The organism is Enterobacter sp. PL_is511, from assembly GCF_055816065.1.
In genome coordinates this window covers 1,045,342-1,063,928 of record NZ_JBVPGP010000024.1, presented here as the reverse complement: position 1 = coordinate 1,063,928, position 18,587 = coordinate 1,045,342, and the positions used below count along the sequence as shown (strand labels likewise).

General features: G+C 56.4%; 17 protein-coding genes and 1 pseudogene. 3 read left to right on the top strand and 15 right to left on the bottom strand.

Annotated elements, in window-relative coordinates:
* Positions 1-24 precede the first annotated feature (24 nt).
* A complete protein-coding gene (gene cedA, locus AC0TN7_RS20605) occupies positions 25-312 on the bottom strand; it encodes a cell division activator CedA (RefSeq protein ID WP_370884122.1) in 288 nt (95 codons plus the stop codon).
* A gap of 156 nt (positions 313-468) precedes the next feature.
* On the opposite strand from cedA, the gene katE reads away from it, so the two are divergent.
* Entirely contained in the window at positions 469-2,718 is a 2,250-nt protein-coding gene (gene katE, locus AC0TN7_RS20600) for a catalase HPII (RefSeq protein ID WP_473702386.1), read from the top strand.
* An 88-nt stretch (positions 2,719-2,806) separates the two neighbouring features.
* On the opposite strand, the gene chbG is transcribed toward katE, so the two are convergent.
* The 7 genes and pseudogenes from chbG to osmE all read right to left on the bottom strand — a co-directional run bounded on the left by chbG (position 2,807) and on the right by osmE (position 8,657).
* Positions 2,807-3,556, bottom strand: a complete 750-nt coding sequence (gene chbG / locus AC0TN7_RS20595; protein WP_473702385.1) for a chitin disaccharide deacetylase — start codon at positions 3,554-3,556, stop codon at positions 2,807-2,809.
* 11 nt (positions 3,557-3,567) lie between these two features.
* Positions 3,568-4,923 (bottom strand): 6-phospho-beta-glucosidase, encoded by a 1,356-nt coding sequence (locus tag AC0TN7_RS20590; protein ID WP_417927239.1) that lies wholly within the window; start codon positions 4,921-4,923, stop codon positions 3,568-3,570.
* A 109-nt stretch (positions 4,924-5,032) separates the two neighbouring features.
* Positions 5,033-5,869, bottom strand: a pseudogene (chbR, locus tag AC0TN7_RS20585) (transcriptional regulator ChbR); the annotation flags it as partial.
* A gap of 11 nt (positions 5,870-5,880) precedes the next feature.
* The gene (gene chbA, locus AC0TN7_RS20580) at positions 5,881-6,228 is read right to left on the bottom strand and encodes a PTS N,N'-diacetylchitobiose transporter subunit IIA (protein ID WP_024909443.1); all 348 of its coding nucleotides are present in this window, start codon (positions 6,226-6,228) and stop codon (positions 5,881-5,883) included.
* Between the two features lie 47 nt (positions 6,229-6,275).
* Entirely contained in the window at positions 6,276-7,634 is a 1,359-nt protein-coding gene (gene chbC / locus AC0TN7_RS20575) for a PTS N,N'-diacetylchitobiose transporter subunit IIC (RefSeq protein WP_028017210.1), read from the bottom strand.
* A 79-nt stretch (positions 7,635-7,713) separates the two neighbouring features.
* Entirely contained in the window at positions 7,714-8,031 is a 318-nt protein-coding gene (chbB, locus tag AC0TN7_RS20570; RefSeq protein ID WP_008500676.1) for a PTS N,N'-diacetylchitobiose transporter subunit IIB, read from the bottom strand.
* A 281-nt stretch (positions 8,032-8,312) separates the two neighbouring features.
* The gene (gene osmE / locus AC0TN7_RS20565) at positions 8,313-8,657 is read right to left on the bottom strand and encodes an osmotically-inducible lipoprotein OsmE (RefSeq protein ID WP_010430142.1); all 345 of its coding nucleotides are present in this window, start codon (positions 8,655-8,657) and stop codon (positions 8,313-8,315) included.
* A 232-nt stretch (positions 8,658-8,889) separates the two neighbouring features.
* On the opposite strand from osmE, the gene nadE reads away from it, so the two are divergent.
* Together nadE and cho are read left to right on the top strand one after the other, a co-directional pair.
* Positions 8,890-9,717 (top strand): ammonia-dependent NAD(+) synthetase, encoded by an 828-nt coding sequence (gene nadE, locus AC0TN7_RS20560; RefSeq protein WP_023335358.1) that lies wholly within the window; start codon positions 8,890-8,892, stop codon positions 9,715-9,717.
* 150 nt (positions 9,718-9,867) lie between these two features.
* Entirely contained in the window at positions 9,868-10,746 is an 879-nt protein-coding gene (gene cho / locus AC0TN7_RS20555) for an excinuclease Cho (RefSeq protein WP_473702384.1), read from the top strand.
* On the opposite strand, the gene ves is transcribed toward cho, so the two are convergent.
* The 7 genes from ves to astC form a co-directional block, all read right to left on the bottom strand.
* Complete coding sequence (gene ves / locus AC0TN7_RS20550) at positions 10,724-11,281, bottom strand: environmental stress-induced protein Ves (RefSeq protein WP_021241069.1); 558 nt, start codon at positions 11,279-11,281, stop codon at positions 10,724-10,726. The genes cho and ves overlap by 23 nt on opposite strands.
* Positions 11,282-11,578: 297 nt before the next feature.
* Entirely contained in the window at positions 11,579-12,073 is a 495-nt protein-coding gene (gene spy / locus AC0TN7_RS20545) for an ATP-independent periplasmic protein-refolding chaperone Spy (protein WP_473702383.1), read from the bottom strand.
* A 338-nt stretch (positions 12,074-12,411) separates the two neighbouring features.
* Complete coding sequence (gene astE, locus AC0TN7_RS20540; RefSeq protein ID WP_473702382.1) at positions 12,412-13,377, bottom strand: succinylglutamate desuccinylase; 966 nt, start codon at positions 13,375-13,377, stop codon at positions 12,412-12,414.
* Positions 13,378-13,387: 10 nt separating this feature from the next.
* Complete coding sequence (astB, locus tag AC0TN7_RS20535; protein WP_024908551.1) at positions 13,388-14,713, bottom strand: N-succinylarginine dihydrolase; 1,326 nt, start codon at positions 14,711-14,713, stop codon at positions 13,388-13,390.
* Positions 14,700-16,187 carry a succinylglutamate-semialdehyde dehydrogenase gene (gene astD / locus AC0TN7_RS20530; protein ID WP_248164118.1) on the bottom strand — a complete coding sequence of 496 codons (1,488 nt, stop codon included), beginning with the start codon at positions 16,185-16,187 and terminating at the stop codon, positions 14,700-14,702. The genes astB and astD overlap by 14 nt, the downstream gene beginning before the upstream one ends.
* Entirely contained in the window at positions 16,184-17,218 is a 1,035-nt protein-coding gene (gene astA / locus AC0TN7_RS20525) for an arginine N-succinyltransferase (protein WP_061715461.1), read from the bottom strand. The genes astD and astA overlap by 4 nt, the downstream gene beginning before the upstream one ends.
* Positions 17,215-18,435 (bottom strand): succinylornithine/acetylornithine transaminase, encoded by a 1,221-nt coding sequence (astC, locus tag AC0TN7_RS20520; protein WP_024908554.1) that lies wholly within the window; start codon positions 18,433-18,435, stop codon positions 17,215-17,217. Before astC ends, astA begins: the two co-directional genes overlap by 4 nt.
* Between the last annotated feature and the right edge of the window lie 152 nt (positions 18,436-18,587).

Here is an 18,587-nt window from a genome sequence, read left to right as displayed (position 1 = left end):
CATCAGGCGGTTTTTTTATGGCTGTTATTCTTCAACCTCTTCATCCTGGCGGATCTGCATCGCCCACCGCTGTGCGGACTCCGGCACCGTAAACGTGGGAGAGCGACGGAAATGTTCGCCGATCAGCACAAAGGCCACGTATTTCCCCCGCAGCAGCCAGACATCACGAAAGCCCTCCACTTTCAGGGCATGGTCAGGCGGCGCGGGCTCAACGCGGGGCACATAGCTAATAACCTGGCGGTTTTGTTGACGAAGAGGTTTCATAAGCGACGGATTCACTAAAGCAAAATTCTTGAAGCAGGAAAATTCTATGATAGCCGATCCTGCTGCCTTCCGTCGCGCTCCGAGTGGGTGAGATGGCTCCTTTCGCTAATCACGGCATGTGAAAACTCTTAGTTCGCGAACCATGTCGCGACATTGTTCTATCCTTAATAGGGTTTTTAGCAATGGATAAAGGAGAAGCGTGCAATGTCGAACAAAGATAAAACACATCAATCACCGATTCATGGCACTGAAGAATCTCAACCGGGTATGGACTCTCTCGCCCCTGCAGACGGCTCTCACCGCCCCTCCCCTGGCCCCTCAGCACCGGGCGAACAGCCTACCGCACCGGGAAGCATGAAATCGCCGGACACGGGAAACGAGAAGCTGAAATCTCTTGAGCCACACCGTAAAGGCGGCGAGGGTTTTGCGCTCACCACCAATCAGGGCGTGCGTATTGCTGACGATCAGAACTCCCTTCGCGCAGACGTGCGCGGCCCAACCCTGCTGGAAGACTTTATCCTGCGGGAAAAAATCACCCATTTTGACCACGAGCGGATACCGGAACGCATCGTCCACGCACGCGGTTCCGCTGCGCACGGCTACTTCCAGCCCTATAAGAGTCTGAAAGCGATCACCAAAGCGGATTTCCTCTCCGACCCGGATAAAATTACCCCGGTGTTTGTGCGTTTCTCCACCGTGCAGGGCGGCGCGGGGTCGGCAGATACCGTCCGGGATATCCGCGGCTTTGCCACCAAGTTTTATACCGAAGAGGGTATTTTCGATCTGGTCGGCAATAACACCCCGGTGTTTTTCATTCAGGACGCGCATAAATTTCCTGACTTTGTCCATGCGGTAAAACCGGAGCCCCACTGGGCCATACCGCAGGGACAAAGTGCGCACGACACCTTCTGGGACTATGTTTCCCTGCAGCCTGAAACCTTACACAACGTGATGTGGGCGATGTCAGACCGCGGCATTCCGCGCAGCTATCGCACCATGGAGGGGTTTGGCATCCACACCTTCCGTCTGATCAACGCCGAGGGGAAAGCCACGTTTGTCCGCTTCCACTGGAAGCCTGTCGCGGGTAAAGCCTCGCTGGTGTGGGACGAGGCGCAGAAGCTGACGGGACGCGATCCGGACTTCCATCGTCGCGAGCTGTGGGAATCCATTGAAGCGGGCGACTTCCCGGAATACGAACTGGGCCTGCAGCTCATACCGGAAGAGGACGAATTTAAGTTCGATTTCGACCTGCTGGACCCGACGAAGCTGATCCCGGAAGAACTGGTGCCGGTGCAGCTGGTGGGTAAAATGGTGCTCAACCGCAACCCAGATAATTTCTTTGCCGAAAACGAGCAGGCCGCGTTCCACCCGGGGCATATCGTGCCGGGGCTGGACTTCACCAATGATCCGCTCCTGCAGGGACGCCTGTTCTCCTATACCGATACGCAGATTAGCCGACTCGGCGGGCCGAACTTCCACGAAATTCCGATTAACCGCCCAACCTGCCCGTATCACAACTTCCAGCGCGACGGGATGCACCGTCAGGATATTGATACCAACCCGGCAAACTATGAGCCGAACTCCATTAACGATAACTGGCCGCGTGAAACGCCTCCCGGACCGAAACGCGGTGGATTCGAATCGTATCAGGAGCGTATCGATGGCAATAAAATTCGCGAGCGCAGCCCCTCGTTCGGTGAGTATTACGCCCACCCTCGCCTGTTCTGGAACAGCCAGACGCCGATTGAGCAACAGCACATCATCGGCGGCTTCAGCTTTGAGCTGAGTAAAGTGGTGCGCACCTACATTCGCGAGCGCGTGGTCGATCAGCTGGCGCATATTGATATTCAGCTTGCCCAGAGCGTCGCGGATAACCTGGGCATTACGCTGACCGACGAGCAGCGCAACCTTGCTCCGCCGAAAGAGGTTAACGGCGTGAAGAAAGATCCGTCGCTGAGCCTGTATGCCGTGCCGGGCGGCTCGATTAAAGGCCGCGTGGTCGCCATTCTGCTGAATGACAAAACCCGCGCCAGCGACGTGCTGGGGATTATGCAGGCGCTGAAAACTCAGGGCGTGCATGCCAAACTGCTCTATTCCCGCATGGGTGAAGTGACGGCTGACGATGGCTCAGTGCTGCCGGTGGCCGCAACCTTTGCCGGGGCGCCATCGCTGACCGTCGATGCGGTGATTGTGCCGTGCGGGGATATTGCCAGCCTGCTGACCAACGGGGACGCCGTCTATTATCTGCTGGAAGCCTATAAGCACCTGAAACCGATCGCGCTGTCCGGCGACGCGCGACAATTTAAAGCGCAGCTGAAGGTGACCGATCAGGGTGAAGACGGCATTGTCGAGGGAGATAACGTTGACGATGCCTTTATGACGAAGCTGTTTGATTTGCTCGCCGCGCACCGCGTCTGGTCGCGCAGCAGCAAGATCGATCAGATTCCGGCGTAAGAAAAGCCGGGTGGCGCTTGCGCTTACCCGGCCTACATTCGATTGGTTTTGTAGGCCCGGTAAGGCGAAGCCGCCACCGGGCTTTATCTCAAAGATCCCCAAACGTCCCCAACCGATACCCGCGCTCGGCAATCGCATACTTCAGCGACGCCGACGTCAGCACGTCCAGCTCCGCCAGGCGCGGCCAGCAGTAGGCGCTTTTCCGCACGGTGTTATCGACAAAAGCCGGATGCGCCATCACTTCTACCGACTTTTCCCCCCGCGCGGCGGAATCGTCCAGCACCTTCAGGAACAGCACTTCGTCGATCTCGTCGCCGTAAAATGCGCTGCTGAACCCCTCAGTGGTTGTCACGTCGCAGTCGGGCACGCCGCGCGCCTCCCTATCCACGCGCATCGCCACGCCTTTGCGCTGGGCAAACCCGGCGACAATCGGGAAAATCGCCGGGATCATATGCACGTGGTGATGGCTGTCGATATGCGTCGGCGCCTGACCAAACACATCAACGAAGCGGTTGAACTGACAGTCCAGCTCGCGGACAATCTCTTCGAGCGGCAGAGCATCCTGCTCCGCCAGTTCCCAAATCCACTTTCCAAGCTGTCCGTCGCGCGTCAGGCCCGGCATTGGCGAAAGCGGCATCCCGAGCGTCAGCACAAAATGCATGCCGACGCCCAGCGCCGGCACCTCGCGGCTCAGCTGCGCCGCGTGTTCAACCGCCTCACCATTCACCAGTGCCGTGGTAGAGGTCACAACCCCCCGGCGACAGGCTTCAATAATGCCGTAGTTCTGGCCTTTCGAGAGACCAAAGTCATCAGCATTAACGATCAGCAGGTTTTCCATTGTGCGTCCTCTTAGTGGTGTTTGAACTTCAGCTTCTCGATCGTGGCGGCAAAATTCGGCAACCATTTTTCATGTGCCAGGATCATCTCGCTGGCCAGCTGCTCCGCATCGCGGTCTGAATGCACCAGCGGGCTGAGGTTCAGCGCCAGCAGAACATCATTGAGCTCGCCGCTCAGCGCCGCGTTGCTTGCCGCCACTTCAAAGCCCTTAATGGTGTGGATCAGGCCCATGACCTTATCATCGAAGTGGGTGATGCGTGGATGCGGTTTAGCGCCCTCGCGCCCCAGGATGCAGGTCATCTCGACGGCCCAGTCCGCCGGGATATTGTCGATATGACCGTGATGCGGCACGTTGACATAGTGTTCCGCCTGCTTGTCGTTGTAGATGGCGTTGATCACTTCACACGCCGCATCGGAGTAGTAGGCCCCGCCGCGCTGCTCCAGTTCTTTCGGTTTGACGTTCAGGTTCGGGTCTTTATACAAATCGAACAGCTGCTTCTCGACCTTCTGAACGATCTGCGCGCGCGCGCCGCCCTTATAGTACTCGCCCATTTCGATGGCCAGCATCTCTTTCTGCTTGAAGTAGTAAAGCAGGTACGAGCACGGGAGCAGGTTCAGCGAGCGGATCAGCCCTTCGCTGAACGGCAGGTCAAAGATGTTTTTCACGGATGCCGCCGTCAGGCGACCGGAAGCCACGCCGTCGAGGAGCTCGGCAAAGCGCGATTTTCCGTTCACGATGACATCTTTAATAAACACCATGTGGTTCAGGCCGAACAGATCGATGGAGAGATCGTCGCTGTCGGTCAGCGCCAGCACGTCGCGGATAAACATCTTCATGCCGATCGGAATGTTACAGACGCCGATAAAACGTTTGAAGCCGGTATGACGATAGACCGCTTCAGTGACCATCCCGGCCGGGTTGGTGAAGTTAACCACCCACGCGTTCGGGCAGATCTCCTGCACGTCTTTGACGATGTCGAAAATGACCGGGATGGTGCGCAGACCTTTAAACAGGCCGCCTGCGCCGTTGGTCTCCTGCCCCAGATAGCCATGGCTCAGCGGAATACGCTCGTCCAGCTCGCGCGCCTTCAGCTGGCCAACGCGCAGTTGGGTGGTGACGAAATCCGCATCTTTCAGCGCCAGACGACGGTCCAGGGTTTTATGCACGGTCAAAGGCACGCCCGCTTTTTCCACCATGCGCTTGCACAGGTCGAAAATAATATTCAGCTTCTCCTGACCTTCCTCAACGTCCACCAGCCATAATTCGCTGACCGGTAATTCATGATAACGTTTCAGGAAACCTTCAAGTAATTCCGGGGTATAGCTGCTGCCGCCACCAATGGTTACGACTTTTAATTTCTTCTGCATAATATCTCCCTTAGCGTATCAGGTTAATCGCCTGCAAGGTATAGCGTACTCTTCCCGCTATTTGGGCAAGCCATTAAAGCAATATTTTTGGCGGGTAATCCGCCGAAAGTTAATTCATTACCGTTAAATTCTTCCGGTAACTGTTCGGTGTGAATGACGTCAATTTTTTAAAGGTCTTAATAAACAGGCTGGGACTGCTGTATCCTGACTCGTACGCAATATCGGTGACAGAATAGTTGGTAATTTCCAGCTGTTTTTTGGCAAAGTTAATGCGGATTTCATTAATAATTTGCACGGGCGTTTTACGATAATAGCGCTGCGTTGCACGGGTCAGATATTCCTGGGATTTGCCCGACAGCGACACCATATTTTCCAGCGCATTTTCGCTGAACTGGCCTTTATCGTGCATCAGCTCAACGGTGCCGCGCAGCCATTGCGGAATATCATCCGTCACCTGCTGCTCTTCACGATGGTGGCGCAGCCGGTTCATCACGTAGAAGGTCACCGTTTCAATAAACTCATCAAATTCATTGTCGCGGAAGTTAAGCGAAGCGATAACCGTCTCAATCCAGGTCATGAACTCGTTTTTGACCCGATAGACCTGGGAGGCAACGAAGCAGAACGGCACCAACGGCAGATAGTGCTTCTCGAAGAAACGTCTGCTGACGCCCACGTTCAGAATGCGGGTGGCACCAAATTCGTAAAAGCTCTGGTGATAAGACCCCATCGGCAGGAAGACAAAATCCCCTCGCTCAAGCAGGACGCGCTTACCGTTGATCTCCTGGTAGTAGCGACCGGTCAGAACAATCGTGAACTCGTAGTAGTCATGCTGGTGCAGACCACTGGCGCTCTCCGTTTTGTTGTAGATAACCACATGAAAATTTTTGCCATTAAACAGCTGCTGTTCAAGTGCGGTTTTAATTTCCATCGTGCTGACCTCCTGCTGCTCAGTCTGACTTACTGCATCTTCTCGTGAAGCTCAATGAGCTCCGCCACCAGCTCACGCGCCAGCATCGAGGTCATCAGGTGATCCTGCGCGTGGACCAGCACCAGGCTGACCTTCATCTTCCCTTCGCCCTGATCGCTTTCAATCAGCTTTGTCTGCACCAGGTGCGCTTCATTCAGCGCCGTGCGGGACTGCTCCATCATGGTTTTCGCGGCGGCGAAATCCCCCTGCTTGGCCTGCTTCAGTGCGGCATAGGCCAGGCTGCGGGCCTGTCCGGAGTTGATGATAAGCCCCATCACCACTTCTTCGAGATCGTTCTCGGCGGCTTCGTCTGCGACAATACTATCCAAATCTAACATGTTTAAGCTCCTTGTGGCTGGCGCGGGCTTCCCCGCGCCGGTCAATCTTAGAATTTCAGTGAGAGGGCAATATCCTCTTCGCTCTCTTCTTCATCAATGATGGTGGCGGCTTTGTTGGCAATCGCCACGAATGGCATGTACAGCAGGGTGGCAATCCCGAGGTTGAATATCGCCAGCAGGAAGGCTGCGACGCTGCCGTTGGTGTTGAAGAAGGCGCCCAGACCTGCTGGCATGGTCCACGGTGCAATGTTGGTAATCGGTGGAATGATGCCCATGTAATACGCCGTCAGGGTGATAGCGGCCAGCAGCGGCTGAATCAGGATGAACGGAATGAACATTACCGGGTTCATGATGATTGGCAGACCGAACAGAATCGGTTCGTTAATCTGGAAGATGCCTGATGGCAGCGCCAGCTTCGCGACCTGACGGTAATCAGCACGACGAGAGACAATAAAGACCGCGATGATCAGACCCAAGGTCGCCCCGGTACCGCCCAGGAAGATATAGGAGTCAAGCATCGGCTTCGCCCACACATGGAAGGTTTTACCGGCTGCCAGCGCCGCGTCAACGGAGCCGTACTGCTGGTAAAGCGCAACGTTTTCCAGTGCCCAGGGGGTCATAATCCCGCTGTCCAGCGCGGCCAGTGCCAGTGAACCATGCACGCCAAAGAACCACAGCAGAGAGGTGAAAATCACATACGCCCAACCGACCACGCCCCCCATCGACGCCAGCGGCGTAGAGATAGAGTCCATGATGATCTGGTGGAAGTTTGTGCCCCAGTGGGAGAGCGCCCAGGCGATAATCCCCATGATAGAGAGAATAATGAAGCCCGGAATCAACGCGGAAAATGAACGGGAAACGGAAGCCGGTACGCTATCCGGCAGGCGGATAACCCAGTTGCGACGGATAATAAAGGTGAACATTTCTGCCACCACCAGGCCGATAACAATACCGGAGATAATGTTGGCCCCACCCAGCCAGTTGGCGCCGACGGCATAGGCTTCACCCACGCTGTAAGGCGTGACGGTCATAAAGGCAGCAACGGATAATAACCCGGCGGCCAGCGGATCGACTTTACGCTCTTCTGCCAGTGCCATCCCAATAAAGAAAGGCGCCATCAGCGACATAATCCCCAACGTACCGTTATAGACGTTGCCGCCGATGGCTTTAAAACCATTAAGGGTTTCAATAGTGGAAGCGTCTAACCTAATCCCTAATGAATAAAAGAAGGAACCTTCACCAAAGCTCAGAAAAACGTTGTTAATTAAAACGAACATGGCCCCGGCCAGCGTCAACGGCATTAATTTAATAAAACCGTTTTTGATGGCATTAACGTGAGGCTGCTTTCCTATTTTAACAGCAAAAGGAAGGAGTACCTTTTCAAGTGAAGCGATGACTTTACTCATAGGAAAATACCCTTAAATGCCGTAACGCATGTTACGGCGTATTGTGTGTGAAATAACTCTTTGACGGGAAAAATAAAAATTAATTAGCAGCTTTTTTAATTGCTGCCACAGCAGCTTTAAGAACACCTAAACCATCAATCTTGCCGTACAGCCCCGAGTCGATCACTTCGACAGGTTTATTCGGTAACAGTCGTTGAATTTCGGGCAACATATAGGCAATTTGCGGCCCCAGTAAAACGACATCGGCTGTCTGGCCTTTTTCGCCCGCCAGCGTCTCTGGAAACGCTTCAATCACCACAGGGACTTCATACTTTTCAGCCTGCGCACGCATCTTTGACACCAGAAGCGAGGTTGACATGCCCGCTGAGCAGAACAGGTAGATATGTTTCTTTTCCATCGTGTTTTCCCTCTTGTATGACTACCTGCCATCGCGCTATCACTCGACTCGCTGTCCCGGCAGACAGGTAGCTTGCGTACTGTTGTTTATCGTTGGAGTGAGTATACGCAATGGTACAGACAGGGGATAATTCTGGATAGACTCAAATTGTCTCTCATTGACCTGGCTTGTTGACTCCCTTCACATTTCGGGCAAATAATTCGCGCAAAGAAATAAGATTTACGTATGCATAAAAAAACCGGCCCCTGGGCCGGTTTGTTAACATCCTCAGGCAAGGAGGGTTACTGCGCCTTAGGCGCCTGCGGATCGGTGTCGTATTCAGCACAGGTCTGATAGCCGGAGTTGATCACATGACCGGTATCATCCAGCGCGACAAAGTAGGTTTCTGCCTTACCATCACGTTGACCCAGGATATAGGTCTGGCAGGTCCCTTTCGCATGAATCATGGTCACTTCAGAAGAAGGTTTACCGGCAATCGCGGCCACCTGCGAACGGGTCATCCCTTTTTTAACGTCTTTTACTACGGGCTGCGTAAACTGATCCTTGGTGCGATCGTAAGCCGTACACCCTGCCAGCATAGTCAGTACCGCCGCTGCGCTAAGAATTCCTGCTACGTTCTTGTTCATATTCCGTCCTCTTGTTTATCAGCGTGTTATATAAGCATGGGATAAAAAGTACTATTGTTCAACTTTGTGAGTTACGCCAGACGAATTTCGGAAAATTCTAATAAAACAACGATAACCTGCTAAATCGGCGCAAATTAGCGCACTCGAAACTGTGATCCTTGTCGTTTCTCGCCCAAAGGGTTAGTTTTAACAGCTAACACATTCTGTTTATGTACTGCATATGGAGGGCGTGATGGCTCTGCAACAAGAGATTATTCAGGCACTGGGCGCGAAGCCCACGGTAGATGCACATGAAGAGATCCGCCGCAGCGTGGATTTTTTAAAATCGTACTTAAAAAAGAACGCTTTCCTGAAATCCCTGGTGCTGGGCATCAGTGGCGGCCAGGACTCTACCCTGACCGGTAAACTCTGCCAGATGGCAATTTCAGAGCTTCGCGAAGAGACGGGCGATGAGACGCTGCAGTTTATCGCGGTGCGTCTTCCTTATGGCGTGCAGGCGGACGAGCAGGATTGCCAGGATGCCATTACCTTCATTCAGCCTGACCGCGTGCTGACCGTAAATATTAAGGGCTCGGTGCTGGCAAGCGAGCAGGCGCTTCGCGAAGCGGGCATTGAGCTGAGCGATTTTGTTCGCGGCAACGAAAAAGCCCGCGAGCGCATGAAAGCGCAGTACAGCATCGCCGGGATGACCAAAGGCGTCGTCGTCGGCACCGACCATGCGGCAGAAGCGATCACCGGTTTCTTCACCAAATACGGCGACGGCGGCACCGACATTAACCCTATCTTCCGCCTCAACAAGCGTCAGGGTAAGCAGCTGCTGGCCGCGCTGGGCTGTCCTGAGCATCTGTATAAGAAAGCGCCGACAGCGGACCTTGAAGACGATCGCCCTTCCCTGCCGGATGAAGCGGCCCTTGGCGTTACCTATGACAACATTGATGACTATCTGGAAGGCAAAAAGCTGGATGAAGGTACCGCGAAAATCATCGAAGGCTGGTATCTGAAAACCGAGCACAAGCGCCACACGCCAATTACGGTGTTTGACGACTTCTGGAAGAAATAAAAGCAAAACGGTAACCCCAGGTTACCGTTTTTAGTGTTTGCGCCCTCTCCCGTGGGAGAGGGTTGGGGTGAGGGCATCAGGCCACCCGGCTCTTTTTTAACCACCACACTCCTGCTACACTGTATACCTGAACAGTATATGGAGCAGTATGTGAGCAGGCGTCAATCCCCCCCGCGTCTTGAGTTTGAAGCGGCGGCTATCTACGAATATCCCGAGCACCTTCGCCCCTGGCTTGAAGCATTGCCTAAACAGCCGGGCGTGTACATCTTTCACGGCGAAAGCGACACCCTGCCGCTCTACATAGGCAAGAGTGTTAACATCCGCAGTCGGGTGTTATCCCATCTTCGCACCCCGGACGAGGCCGCCATGCTGCGCCAGTCGCGACGCATTACCTGGTTCCAGACGGCCGGAGAAATGGGCGCGCTGTTGCTGGAGGCGCGGTTGATAAAAGAACAGCAGCCGCTGTTCAACAAGCGCCTGCGCCGCAACCGTCAGCTCTGCTCCCTGCAGATCAGCGAGGGCAAGCCGCAGGTCGTCTACGCGCGCGACGTTGATTTTTCTCATGCCCCGAATCTCTACGGGCTGTTCGCCAATAAACGAGCCGCACTTCAGGCGCTGCAGACGCTCGCGGACGAGCTCCAGCTTTGCTACAGCCTTTTAGGCCTGGAGGCGACCACCCGCGGACGCGCCTGTTTTCGATCCGCGCTGAAGCGCTGTGCCGGTGCCTGCTGTGAGAAAGAGAGCGTTGAGGCGCACCACGCACGGCTCCTCTCCGGTCTGGGGGCCATCAGCGTGAAGTGCTGGCCCTGGGAAAGCGCCGTTGCGCTCAAAGAGGTGGGCGAGGCGATGACCCAGTATCACATCGTCAATAACTGGCTCTGGCTGGGCGCTGTCGACGATATCAACGACGCGGCAACCCTGCTGCGCACGCCTGCCGGATTTGACCACGATGGCTACAAAATTCTCTGTAAACCGGTCCTGGCCGGTAAGTTTGAGATTATTGAACTCAATGGCCTGGCAGCCATGTGATTTCGCTGAACAATAAGGTACCCTGAGCCTCCAGCAGACGCAGCGTATGGGTACCCTCCTCCCAGCTGGCGCCCTGATCGGCCGTCAGCAATTTATCACCCAGTTGCCACGCCCCGCTTAACACAAACACCACGCCCCCGCGTGTGCCAAAGGTGGTAAAGGTACGGTCAGCCACGCGCACCTTCGCCCGGCAGCAGTCGCGACGGGTCATGATGTTGAAGTCCATCGCCATCCGCCCATCGGACAGCAGCGCTTTCACCGGCAGGTCGCCGGCAAAGCTATAGGGCTGATGGTGCTTCAGGGTATGGAAGAACGCCTGACCGGCATCCAGGGTCACCTCCCCGCCTTCCAGCAAGGTAATCACCCGATCGACGCCGGGAAACGAGGAGAATTCGCCGTTGCTGGCGATAGTCGCGATACTGGCACGCCAGTGAAAATCCCTCGTCGCGGGAGGGAAGCAGCAAATCTCACGCGTTTCGCCAGCACCATTGCGCCAGAGGCTGACCGGCATCTTACGGATATCAAAGAACTCCATCACCACTCCTGAATGGCACAACCCGTGCCAGGGCAAGGATATCGCTATCGTTGCTGTCTTGATTGTTATCGTTGGGTATTCACAGAAACAGTATCGGCAGCAGAGCGGGCAGGCCTTAGCGCAACGTTAAGAAAAATGCTAACGCCATGACTCTACGAACATTCTCTGAAGCGACTACAGGAGGATACCGCGCTGGCGGCGGCAGGCAAGAGGGCAGGAAAGAAAAACCGCCGGTCCTGTCCACAGCGATTGCGCTTTTGTGGACAGGATCCCGGCGGTCTTAAGAGTGTGAACCGATTATTCGGTTGGTGCTGGCATTTTACCTTCCATCGCCGGACGTTCTGTCAGACGCTTCTCAAAATTCGCATTAAATTGTTTTTTCTGTTCCGGGGTCAGAATGTTGTAGATCTTGTTCTGAGTTTCCATGTGAGCCAGCATGCGGGCTTTGTGCTGCGCGGCCATTTTGTCAATCTGCGCTTCGGCTTTCGCCTTGTCGAAGCTGTCGCTGGCGATGATGTCATGCATCGCACGACGCTCTTCAAGCGGAGGACGTTTCATCTGGTCGCGTTCACCTTTTCTGATGTCGCGGATCTGCTGCTTCTGTGCATCCGTCAGGTTGAGATCCTTAAACATCATCTTCTCGTTGTGCATACCCGGACCTTTATGATGCATCATCATTTTGCCTTCAGCAGGCGCGGCAGTAGTGGTGGTCGCAGTATCTGCAGCGAACGCCATGCTGGTAGCGCCCAGAGCCAGGGTAGAAGCAACAAACAGTGCAGTAAACTTACGCATAATTTATTTCCTTTCTTTCAGTTATTCTTCGGCGCTATGCCGTGTTGACGAGATTAACTTTACGGGGTTTATCGTCAATTAGTCAGAGCAACGGTAAAACAATGAAAGTGTAAAAAACAAATTTTCGCCAAATGTGGAGGAAATAAGGATAAAGCGTGGAGAGTTGCAACAAAAAATATTCAATGCGATGATTTTAAAGCGATTTAGCAGAATTATAACGGAGTGAAGGTGAATAATAAAGCAATTCACCAGGAATATTCTGCAAAACAAGCGCAAGCGCTTTAATCGTTAAGAAAAGTTTTTTACCTCCCCCTCCCGAATGATGAGAGGGGTAAGGTTCAGGATATTTTTTCCAGCATCAGCCCGGCCCGCAGGCCAAACGCGACGGTGGGGTTAGGGAATAAAACATACTCGGTGGTTTTCTGCACCTCGTAACGCTCCTCACCATCCTCAGCCAGCAGCGCCCCTTTGCGGAACGGCGTGAAGTTGAGGGTATGTGCGGCCATGTGGAGCAGGAAGGCATCGCTGCGGCGCGTGATCTGCTGTACGACCCGGTACCGCTCAACGGGCTGATGCGCGTGCTCGGGAGCCTTTCCTCCCAGCCGCGCCCGAAGGGCGAGATGCGTAGGCGCAAAGCGGGTGAGATCGTTCTGGCCAAACGGCAGCGCTTTCCCCAGCTCCAGCGTACAGGACAACGCACCAAAGTTCTCACAGGTGAAGTGCGTAAAGGTTCCGCCCGGCGACTGGTGAAAGACCAGCGCCTCCAGCCCGGCGTCTCCCAGCCAGCTCAGGAAATCTTCCTCCCACGGCTGATTGCGCTGCGGCAGAACGCCAAAGCGAACATGGTAAGACGCGCGGATTGCCGTATGCAGATCCAGATGCCAGCGCACGGGCCCCGCAGCGGCAAAAAACGTGGTCACGACGCTCTCCAGCCACGCTGCCCGCGCCGTTTCGTCACTCTGCGGAAACTGCGCCCAGCGCCCGCCGAACATGCGGTTAATGTCGCTGACCAGGTACCGTTTGTTTTGCGCCAGCGCAGGCGGATTGCCGAGCACCACCAGCACGCGGCACTTCAGGGCAATTTCATTGCGATACAGCGCGCGCAGCAGCAGATCGACAATCTCAACGGGTGCCGTTTCATTCCCGTGAATGCCCGTTGAAAGCAGCAGCGAGAGATCGCTTTTTGCGGTCGGCGTCAGCTCAAGCACCCCGCGCCCCAGCCACCGCCAGCGAAATGAGGGGCCGCCCCCCTCTTTCTGTTCCGGCGTCTCATCGGCCAGGGTCAGCGCCAGTAAATTTTCCATATCCACTCCTTTAGCGCTGGAACGGGTAAACCGATCCCAACTGCAGGATTGTCGATAATGCGTCCAGCGCCTCGCGTCCTTCACGCAGAAGCTGCGGGTCAACCAGATCCGCCTGCGTTAGCCGATCGCGATAGTAGCGATCGACCCAGTCATTCAGACGGGTAAAGAGCGTATCGTTCATCATGACCGCCGGATTAACCGCCTGCATTTCGTCCTGAGTCAAGACCACGCGCAGACGTAAACAGGCTGGACCACCGCCGTTAGCCATGCTTTCGCGCAGATCAAACACGCGCAGTTCGTCAATCGGGTTATCGGCCTTCACCAGCTCGGTCAGGTAGCGCCACACGCCCTGATGATCCCGGGACTCCTGCGGCAGGACCAGCATCATGCTGCCGTCATCGCGGCTCAGCAGCTGGCTATTGAACAGATACGTTTCGACCGCATCCTGCACGCTCACCGCCTCCGTTGGCACCTGAATTGGCGTGAAGCCGCGCACGCGCTCATGCAGCGTGGCGAGCAGCTTCTCCTGATGGGCAAACGCCTGCTCGTGGCAGAACAGCACCTGGCGGTTGGAAACGGCAATCACGTCGTTGTGGAACACGCCCTGATCGATCACATGCGGGTTTTGCTGGGCAAAAATCACCTGGGAAGGATTGACCTGGTTCAGGCGGGCAACCGCCTGGCTGGCCGCCAGCGTCTGACGCGCAGGATAACGGGTTGGCGCAGCGTGCCCCCCCTCTTCTCGTCCGTAGATAAACAGCTGCAGGCCCGGGTCGCCATAATCGCCCCCCAGGCGGTTATGGTTGGCCGCGCCTTCGTCGCCAAACATCGCCACCTGCGGCAGGGCCTGATGCACCTCAAAATGGGCGTCCTGGCTGAAAATGGCGCGCAGCACGCGCTCGGTGGTTTCCGCTTCGGTGGCGCGGTGGAATTTATTGTTCAGGTTCGCCACCGTCAGATGAACTTTGCCATCCAGCGTATCGGCTGACGGCGCGACGGTCGCGGCGTTGGCCACCCACATCGAAGAGGCCGAGCTTGCCGCCGAGAGGAGGTGTGGCGTCTGCGTACCCGCTTTTTCAACCACCTGCTCATCGGTGCCGCTAAAACCGAGCTGACGTAATACCGCCACGTTCGGACGCTCCTGCGGCGGGATCACCGCCTGCGGGAAACCGGCATCCGCCAGCGCCTTCATTTTTAGCAGCCCCTGCTTCGCCGCCAGCTTCGGGTTCGAGACCTGAAAGCGGTGCTTCGTCGAGGCTTCATTACCAAAAGAGAGACCGGCATAGTGGTGCGTCAGCCCCACCAGCCCGTCAAAGTTAACTTCACGCGCTTTCATGACGATCCCCTCCGGTAAAATCCAGCCCCGGATTAAGCGTCTCCGGCAGCGTCAACGCCGGGGTTTCCAGGCTCGCCATCGGCCACGCGCAGTAATCGGCGGCATACCACGCGCTGGCGCGATGGTTGCCCGACGCGCCCACGCCGCCGAACGGCGCGGTGCTCGCGGCCCCGGTCAGCGGTTTATTCCAGTTCACAATACCGGCGCGCGCTTCCAGCAGCAGCTGTTCAAACTTCTCGCGATGCGGTGAAATCAGCCCGCTCGACAGGCCGTAGCGGGTGTTATTCGCCATCGCAATGGCCGCATCGAAATCGTCATAGCGCCAGACGCACAGCAGCGGGCCAAAGACCTCTTCATCCGGCACGTTGCTCGCGCCGCTCATCTCAACGATGCCCGGCGTCAGCAACGAGGTACCCGGCTGAACCTGCTTCGGCTCGAGCAGGGTTTTCGCGCCGCGCGCGACATGGTCCTGCCAGACCTTCAGCACGTTCAGCGCAGCCTGTTCGGAAATCAGCCCGCCGATAAACGGCTGCGGATCGGCATTCCACGCGGCAGGCACCAGACGCGCGCTCACCTCTACCAGACGTTTGAGGAAGGTATCTCCCTGCGCGCCGCGCTTGACCAGCAGGCGGCGAGCACAGGTGCAGCGCTGTCCGGCGGTAATAAAAGCGGACTGAATCGTCAGGTGCACCGCAGCGTCGATATCATCAGGATCTTCCACAATCAGCGGGTTGTTGCCGCCCATCTCCAGCGCCAGAATTTTTTCCGGCTGCCCCGCCAGCTGGCGGTGCAGCTGATAGCCCGTCCCGGCGCTGCCGGTAAACAGCAGGCCGTCGATATCGCTCAGCGCGCTCAGCGCCTGGCCGGTTTCACGTCCGCCCTGCACCAGGTTCAGCACGCCCGGCGGCAGGCCGGCCTGTTCCCACAGCTTAACCACCGCCTCGCCGGTTAATGGCGTGAGCTCGCTCGGTTTGAAAATAACGGTATTGCCCGCCAGCAGCGCGGGCACAATGTGGCCATTCGGCAGATGCCCCGGGAAGTTGTACGGACCAAACACCGCCAGCACGCCGTGCGGACGGTGGCGCAGCGTGGCCGCGCCGTCCGGCATGTCGGTGCGCTGTTCGCCGGTACGGGTATGGTACGCCTTGACCGAAATGGCGATTTTATTGATCATCGCCGTCACTTCGGTTGTCGCTTCCCAGCGCGGTTTACTGGTTTCAGACGCGATGATGCGCGTCAGTTCAGCCTTGTTTGCCTCCAGCAGCCCGGCAAACTTTTCAACAATTGCCTGGCGCACGGCGAAAGGCTGTTTTGCCCACGCCGGAAACGCACGGCGAGCGGCATGGCAGGCCTGATCTACCTGCGCGGCGCTGGCGTCATGCCCCTTCCAGAGCACCTCTTTTCCAACCGGATTGGTCTTTACGCGCTGTTCGCCTTCACCCGTGACCCAGTCACCGTTAATCCATAATGTCATGCTGTTTTCTCCTCAGGGCAGAGACGCACCAGGCGAACCGTATCGCCGGCGTTACATTTCAGGGCATCGAGCTCAGCAGCCGTCAGCACCAGACGTTCACATTTCGGGTTGGTTCGCACCAGCATGGCGCGGAAGTTGGCGTAATTTTCGTTCGCCACCAGGCATGCGGGCCAGTCGCCCGGCGCGGGCTGGCCTTCAGAGACCTCAACCAGCCGGCTCTTACGGATCGCGCGCACGCGGTCGATATCGCACTCAAGCGTAGGCCCGCCGTCAAAGATGTCGACATAGTTGCGGTAGCGGAAGCCTTCTTTCTCCAGCACCGCGCGGGCGGGGGCGGTTTGCGGATGCACTTCGCCGATCACCGCCTGCGCTTCCGGACTGAGGAAATGGGTATAGATAGGATGCTTCGGCATCAGTTCGGCAATAAAGGCTTTCTGGCCGGTACCGCACAGGTAGTCCGCCCGGCTGAACTCCATCGAGAAGAAGCGCTCGCCCAGGCTCTCCCAGAACGGCGAGTAGCCGGTGTCGTCGATCACGCCGCGCATCTCTGCGACCACTTTTTCGTTAAAGCGATCGCGGAAGGCGGCCATAAACATAAAGCGCGATTTGGAGAGCAGATAGCCGTTGCCCTCTTTGCGCCACGCCGGATCGAGGAACAGCGTGCACAGCTCGCTGGCCCCCGTGTGGTCATTGCAGAGAAACAGCGTGGGCAGCGCGTTATAGACGTTCAGCTCTTTCGAGGCGTGAACCATGGTGCCGACGCGGTAGTTGTACCACGGGTCGTTAAGCCCGACGGCCACTTCAATGGCGCAGATCCCGGCCACGGTCCCCGTGTCGGTGTCTTCCAGCACGAACACATACCCCTGTTCGCTTTTTGGCAACGTCCCCTGCCAGGTATGCAGGGCGCGCTCGATGCGCGCCGACAGCGTTTTTTCATCGGCCGGAAGCGAGGTCAGCCCGCCTCCCGTCTTACCGGCAAGCTGCATGAGCCCGGCGAGATCGCCACGCTCAACGGGACGGATGACCATCATGATGACACCCCGGATTTCACTTTTTCACACGCCTGCGCAAAACGGTCCAGACCGGTTTGCACCTCTTCCTCGCTGACGATCAGCGCAGGCGCAAAACGCACCACGTTGGCACCGGCAATCAGCACCATCACGCCCACTTTTGCCGCTTCCTGTGAAATAAGTTTAGCTTTCCCGGCAAACTCAGCGGTGAGTTCGCAGCCGATTAACAGCCCCAGACCGCGAATTTCTTTAAACAGCCCCGTTTTGCTGTTGATGGCATTCAGACGCTCGACAAACCAGTCGTGACGTTGCTTAACGCCTTTCAGCACCTCAGGGGTGTTAATGATATCGAGAACCTGTCCGGCAACGGCGGTAGCCAGCGGGTTGCCGCCGTAGGTGGTGCCGTGGGTGCCCACGGTCATTACGCTGGCGAATTTATCGGTGGTCAGCATCGCCCCAATCGGGAAGCCGCCACCCAGCGCTTTGGCGGTCGAAAGCACGTCCGGCGTCACGCCGTAGTGCATATAGGCATACAGCTCGCCGGTGCGGCCCACGCCGGTCTGCACTTCGTCGAAAATCAGGACCGCATCGTGACGATCGCACAGCTCGCGCAGCCCCTGCAGGAAGGCTTTTTGCGCCGGAAGCACGCCGCCTTCGCCCTGCATCGGCTCGACGATCACCGCGCAGGTGGTGTCGTTAATCAGCTCGCTGGCGGACTGCAGATCGTTATAGATGCCGTGACGAATATCCGGCGGCAGCGGTGCGAAATCCTGCGAGTAGGAAGGCTGACCGCCCGCGCTGACGGTAAAGAGCGTGCGCCCGTGGAAGGCATTTTTAAACGCCACGATGCCGCTCTTGTGGGTACCAAATTTATCGTGCGCATATTTGCGCGCCAGCTTCAGCGCCGCCTCGTTGGCTTCCGCCCCCGAGTTACAGAAAAAGACTTTTTCGGCGAACGTCGCGTCGATCAGTTTTTTGGCCAGGCGCAGCGCAGGCTCGTTGGTAAAGCCGTTGCCGGTATGCCAGAACTTCGCCGCCTGGTCGTTCAGCGCCTGACGCAGCGCCGGGTGCGCATGACCCAGCGCGTTGACCGCAATCCCACCTGCAAAGTCGATATACTCTTTACCCTGCTGATCCCACAGGCGCGAGCCTTCCCCACGAACCGGAATAAAAGCCGCCGGAGCGTAAACCGGCATCATCCATTCATCGAAATTTTCACGCGTAATTGACAGAGACATAGCGACCTCATCCGGTAAATAAAAGGTTATTTGAATGTTAAATAATTGAGTGTTTGCACTGTGAATGTAGATTGCAGCCTTCGTGCCAGCCAGCGATAAAAATGCATAAACGGGTTGAGGTAACAGAATATCAACAAGTTACGACATGGAGT

What these genes read in the sequence shown, in the direction of transcription:
- katE (WP_473702386.1), top strand. Translation starts at nt 469, where the DNA reads ATGTCGAACAAAGATAAAACACATCAATCACCGATTCATGGCACTGAA.
- chbG (WP_473702385.1), bottom strand. Translation starts at nt 3,556, where the DNA reads ATGGAAAACCTGCTGATCGTTAATGCTGATGACTTTGGTCTCTCGAAA.
- AC0TN7_RS20590 (WP_417927239.1), bottom strand. Translation starts at nt 4,923, where the DNA reads ATGCAGAAGAAATTAAAAGTCGTAACCATTGGTGGCGGCAGCAGCTAT.
- chbA (WP_024909443.1), bottom strand. Translation starts at nt 6,228, where the DNA reads ATGTTAGATTTGGATAGTATTGTCGCAGACGAAGCCGCCGAGAACGAT.
- chbC (WP_028017210.1), bottom strand. Translation starts at nt 7,634, where the DNA reads ATGAGTAAAGTCATCGCTTCACTTGAAAAGGTACTCCTTCCTTTTGCT.
- chbB (WP_008500676.1), bottom strand. Translation starts at nt 8,031, where the DNA reads ATGGAAAAGAAACATATCTACCTGTTCTGCTCAGCGGGCATGTCAACC.
- osmE (WP_010430142.1), bottom strand. Translation starts at nt 8,657, where the DNA reads ATGAACAAGAACGTAGCAGGAATTCTTAGCGCAGCGGCGGTACTGACT.
- nadE (WP_023335358.1), top strand. Translation starts at nt 8,890, where the DNA reads ATGGCTCTGCAACAAGAGATTATTCAGGCACTGGGCGCGAAGCCCACG.
- ves (WP_021241069.1), bottom strand. Translation starts at nt 11,281, where the DNA reads ATGGAGTTCTTTGATATCCGTAAGATGCCGGTCAGCCTCTGGCGCAAT.
- spy (WP_473702383.1), bottom strand. Translation starts at nt 12,073, where the DNA reads ATGCGTAAGTTTACTGCACTGTTTGTTGCTTCTACCCTGGCTCTGGGC.
- astE (WP_473702382.1), bottom strand. Translation starts at nt 13,377, where the DNA reads ATGGAAAATTTACTGGCGCTGACCCTGGCCGATGAGACGCCGGAACAG.
- astB (WP_024908551.1), bottom strand. Translation starts at nt 14,713, where the DNA reads ATGAAAGCGCGTGAAGTTAACTTTGACGGGCTGGTGGGGCTGACGCAC.
- astD (WP_248164118.1), bottom strand. Translation starts at nt 16,187, where the DNA reads ATGACATTATGGATTAACGGTGACTGGGTCACGGGTGAAGGCGAACAG.
- astA (WP_061715461.1), bottom strand. Translation starts at nt 17,218, where the DNA reads ATGATGGTCATCCGTCCCGTTGAGCGTGGCGATCTCGCCGGGCTCATG.
- astC (WP_024908554.1), bottom strand. Translation starts at nt 18,435, where the DNA reads ATGTCTCTGTCAATTACGCGTGAAAATTTCGATGAATGGATGATGCCG.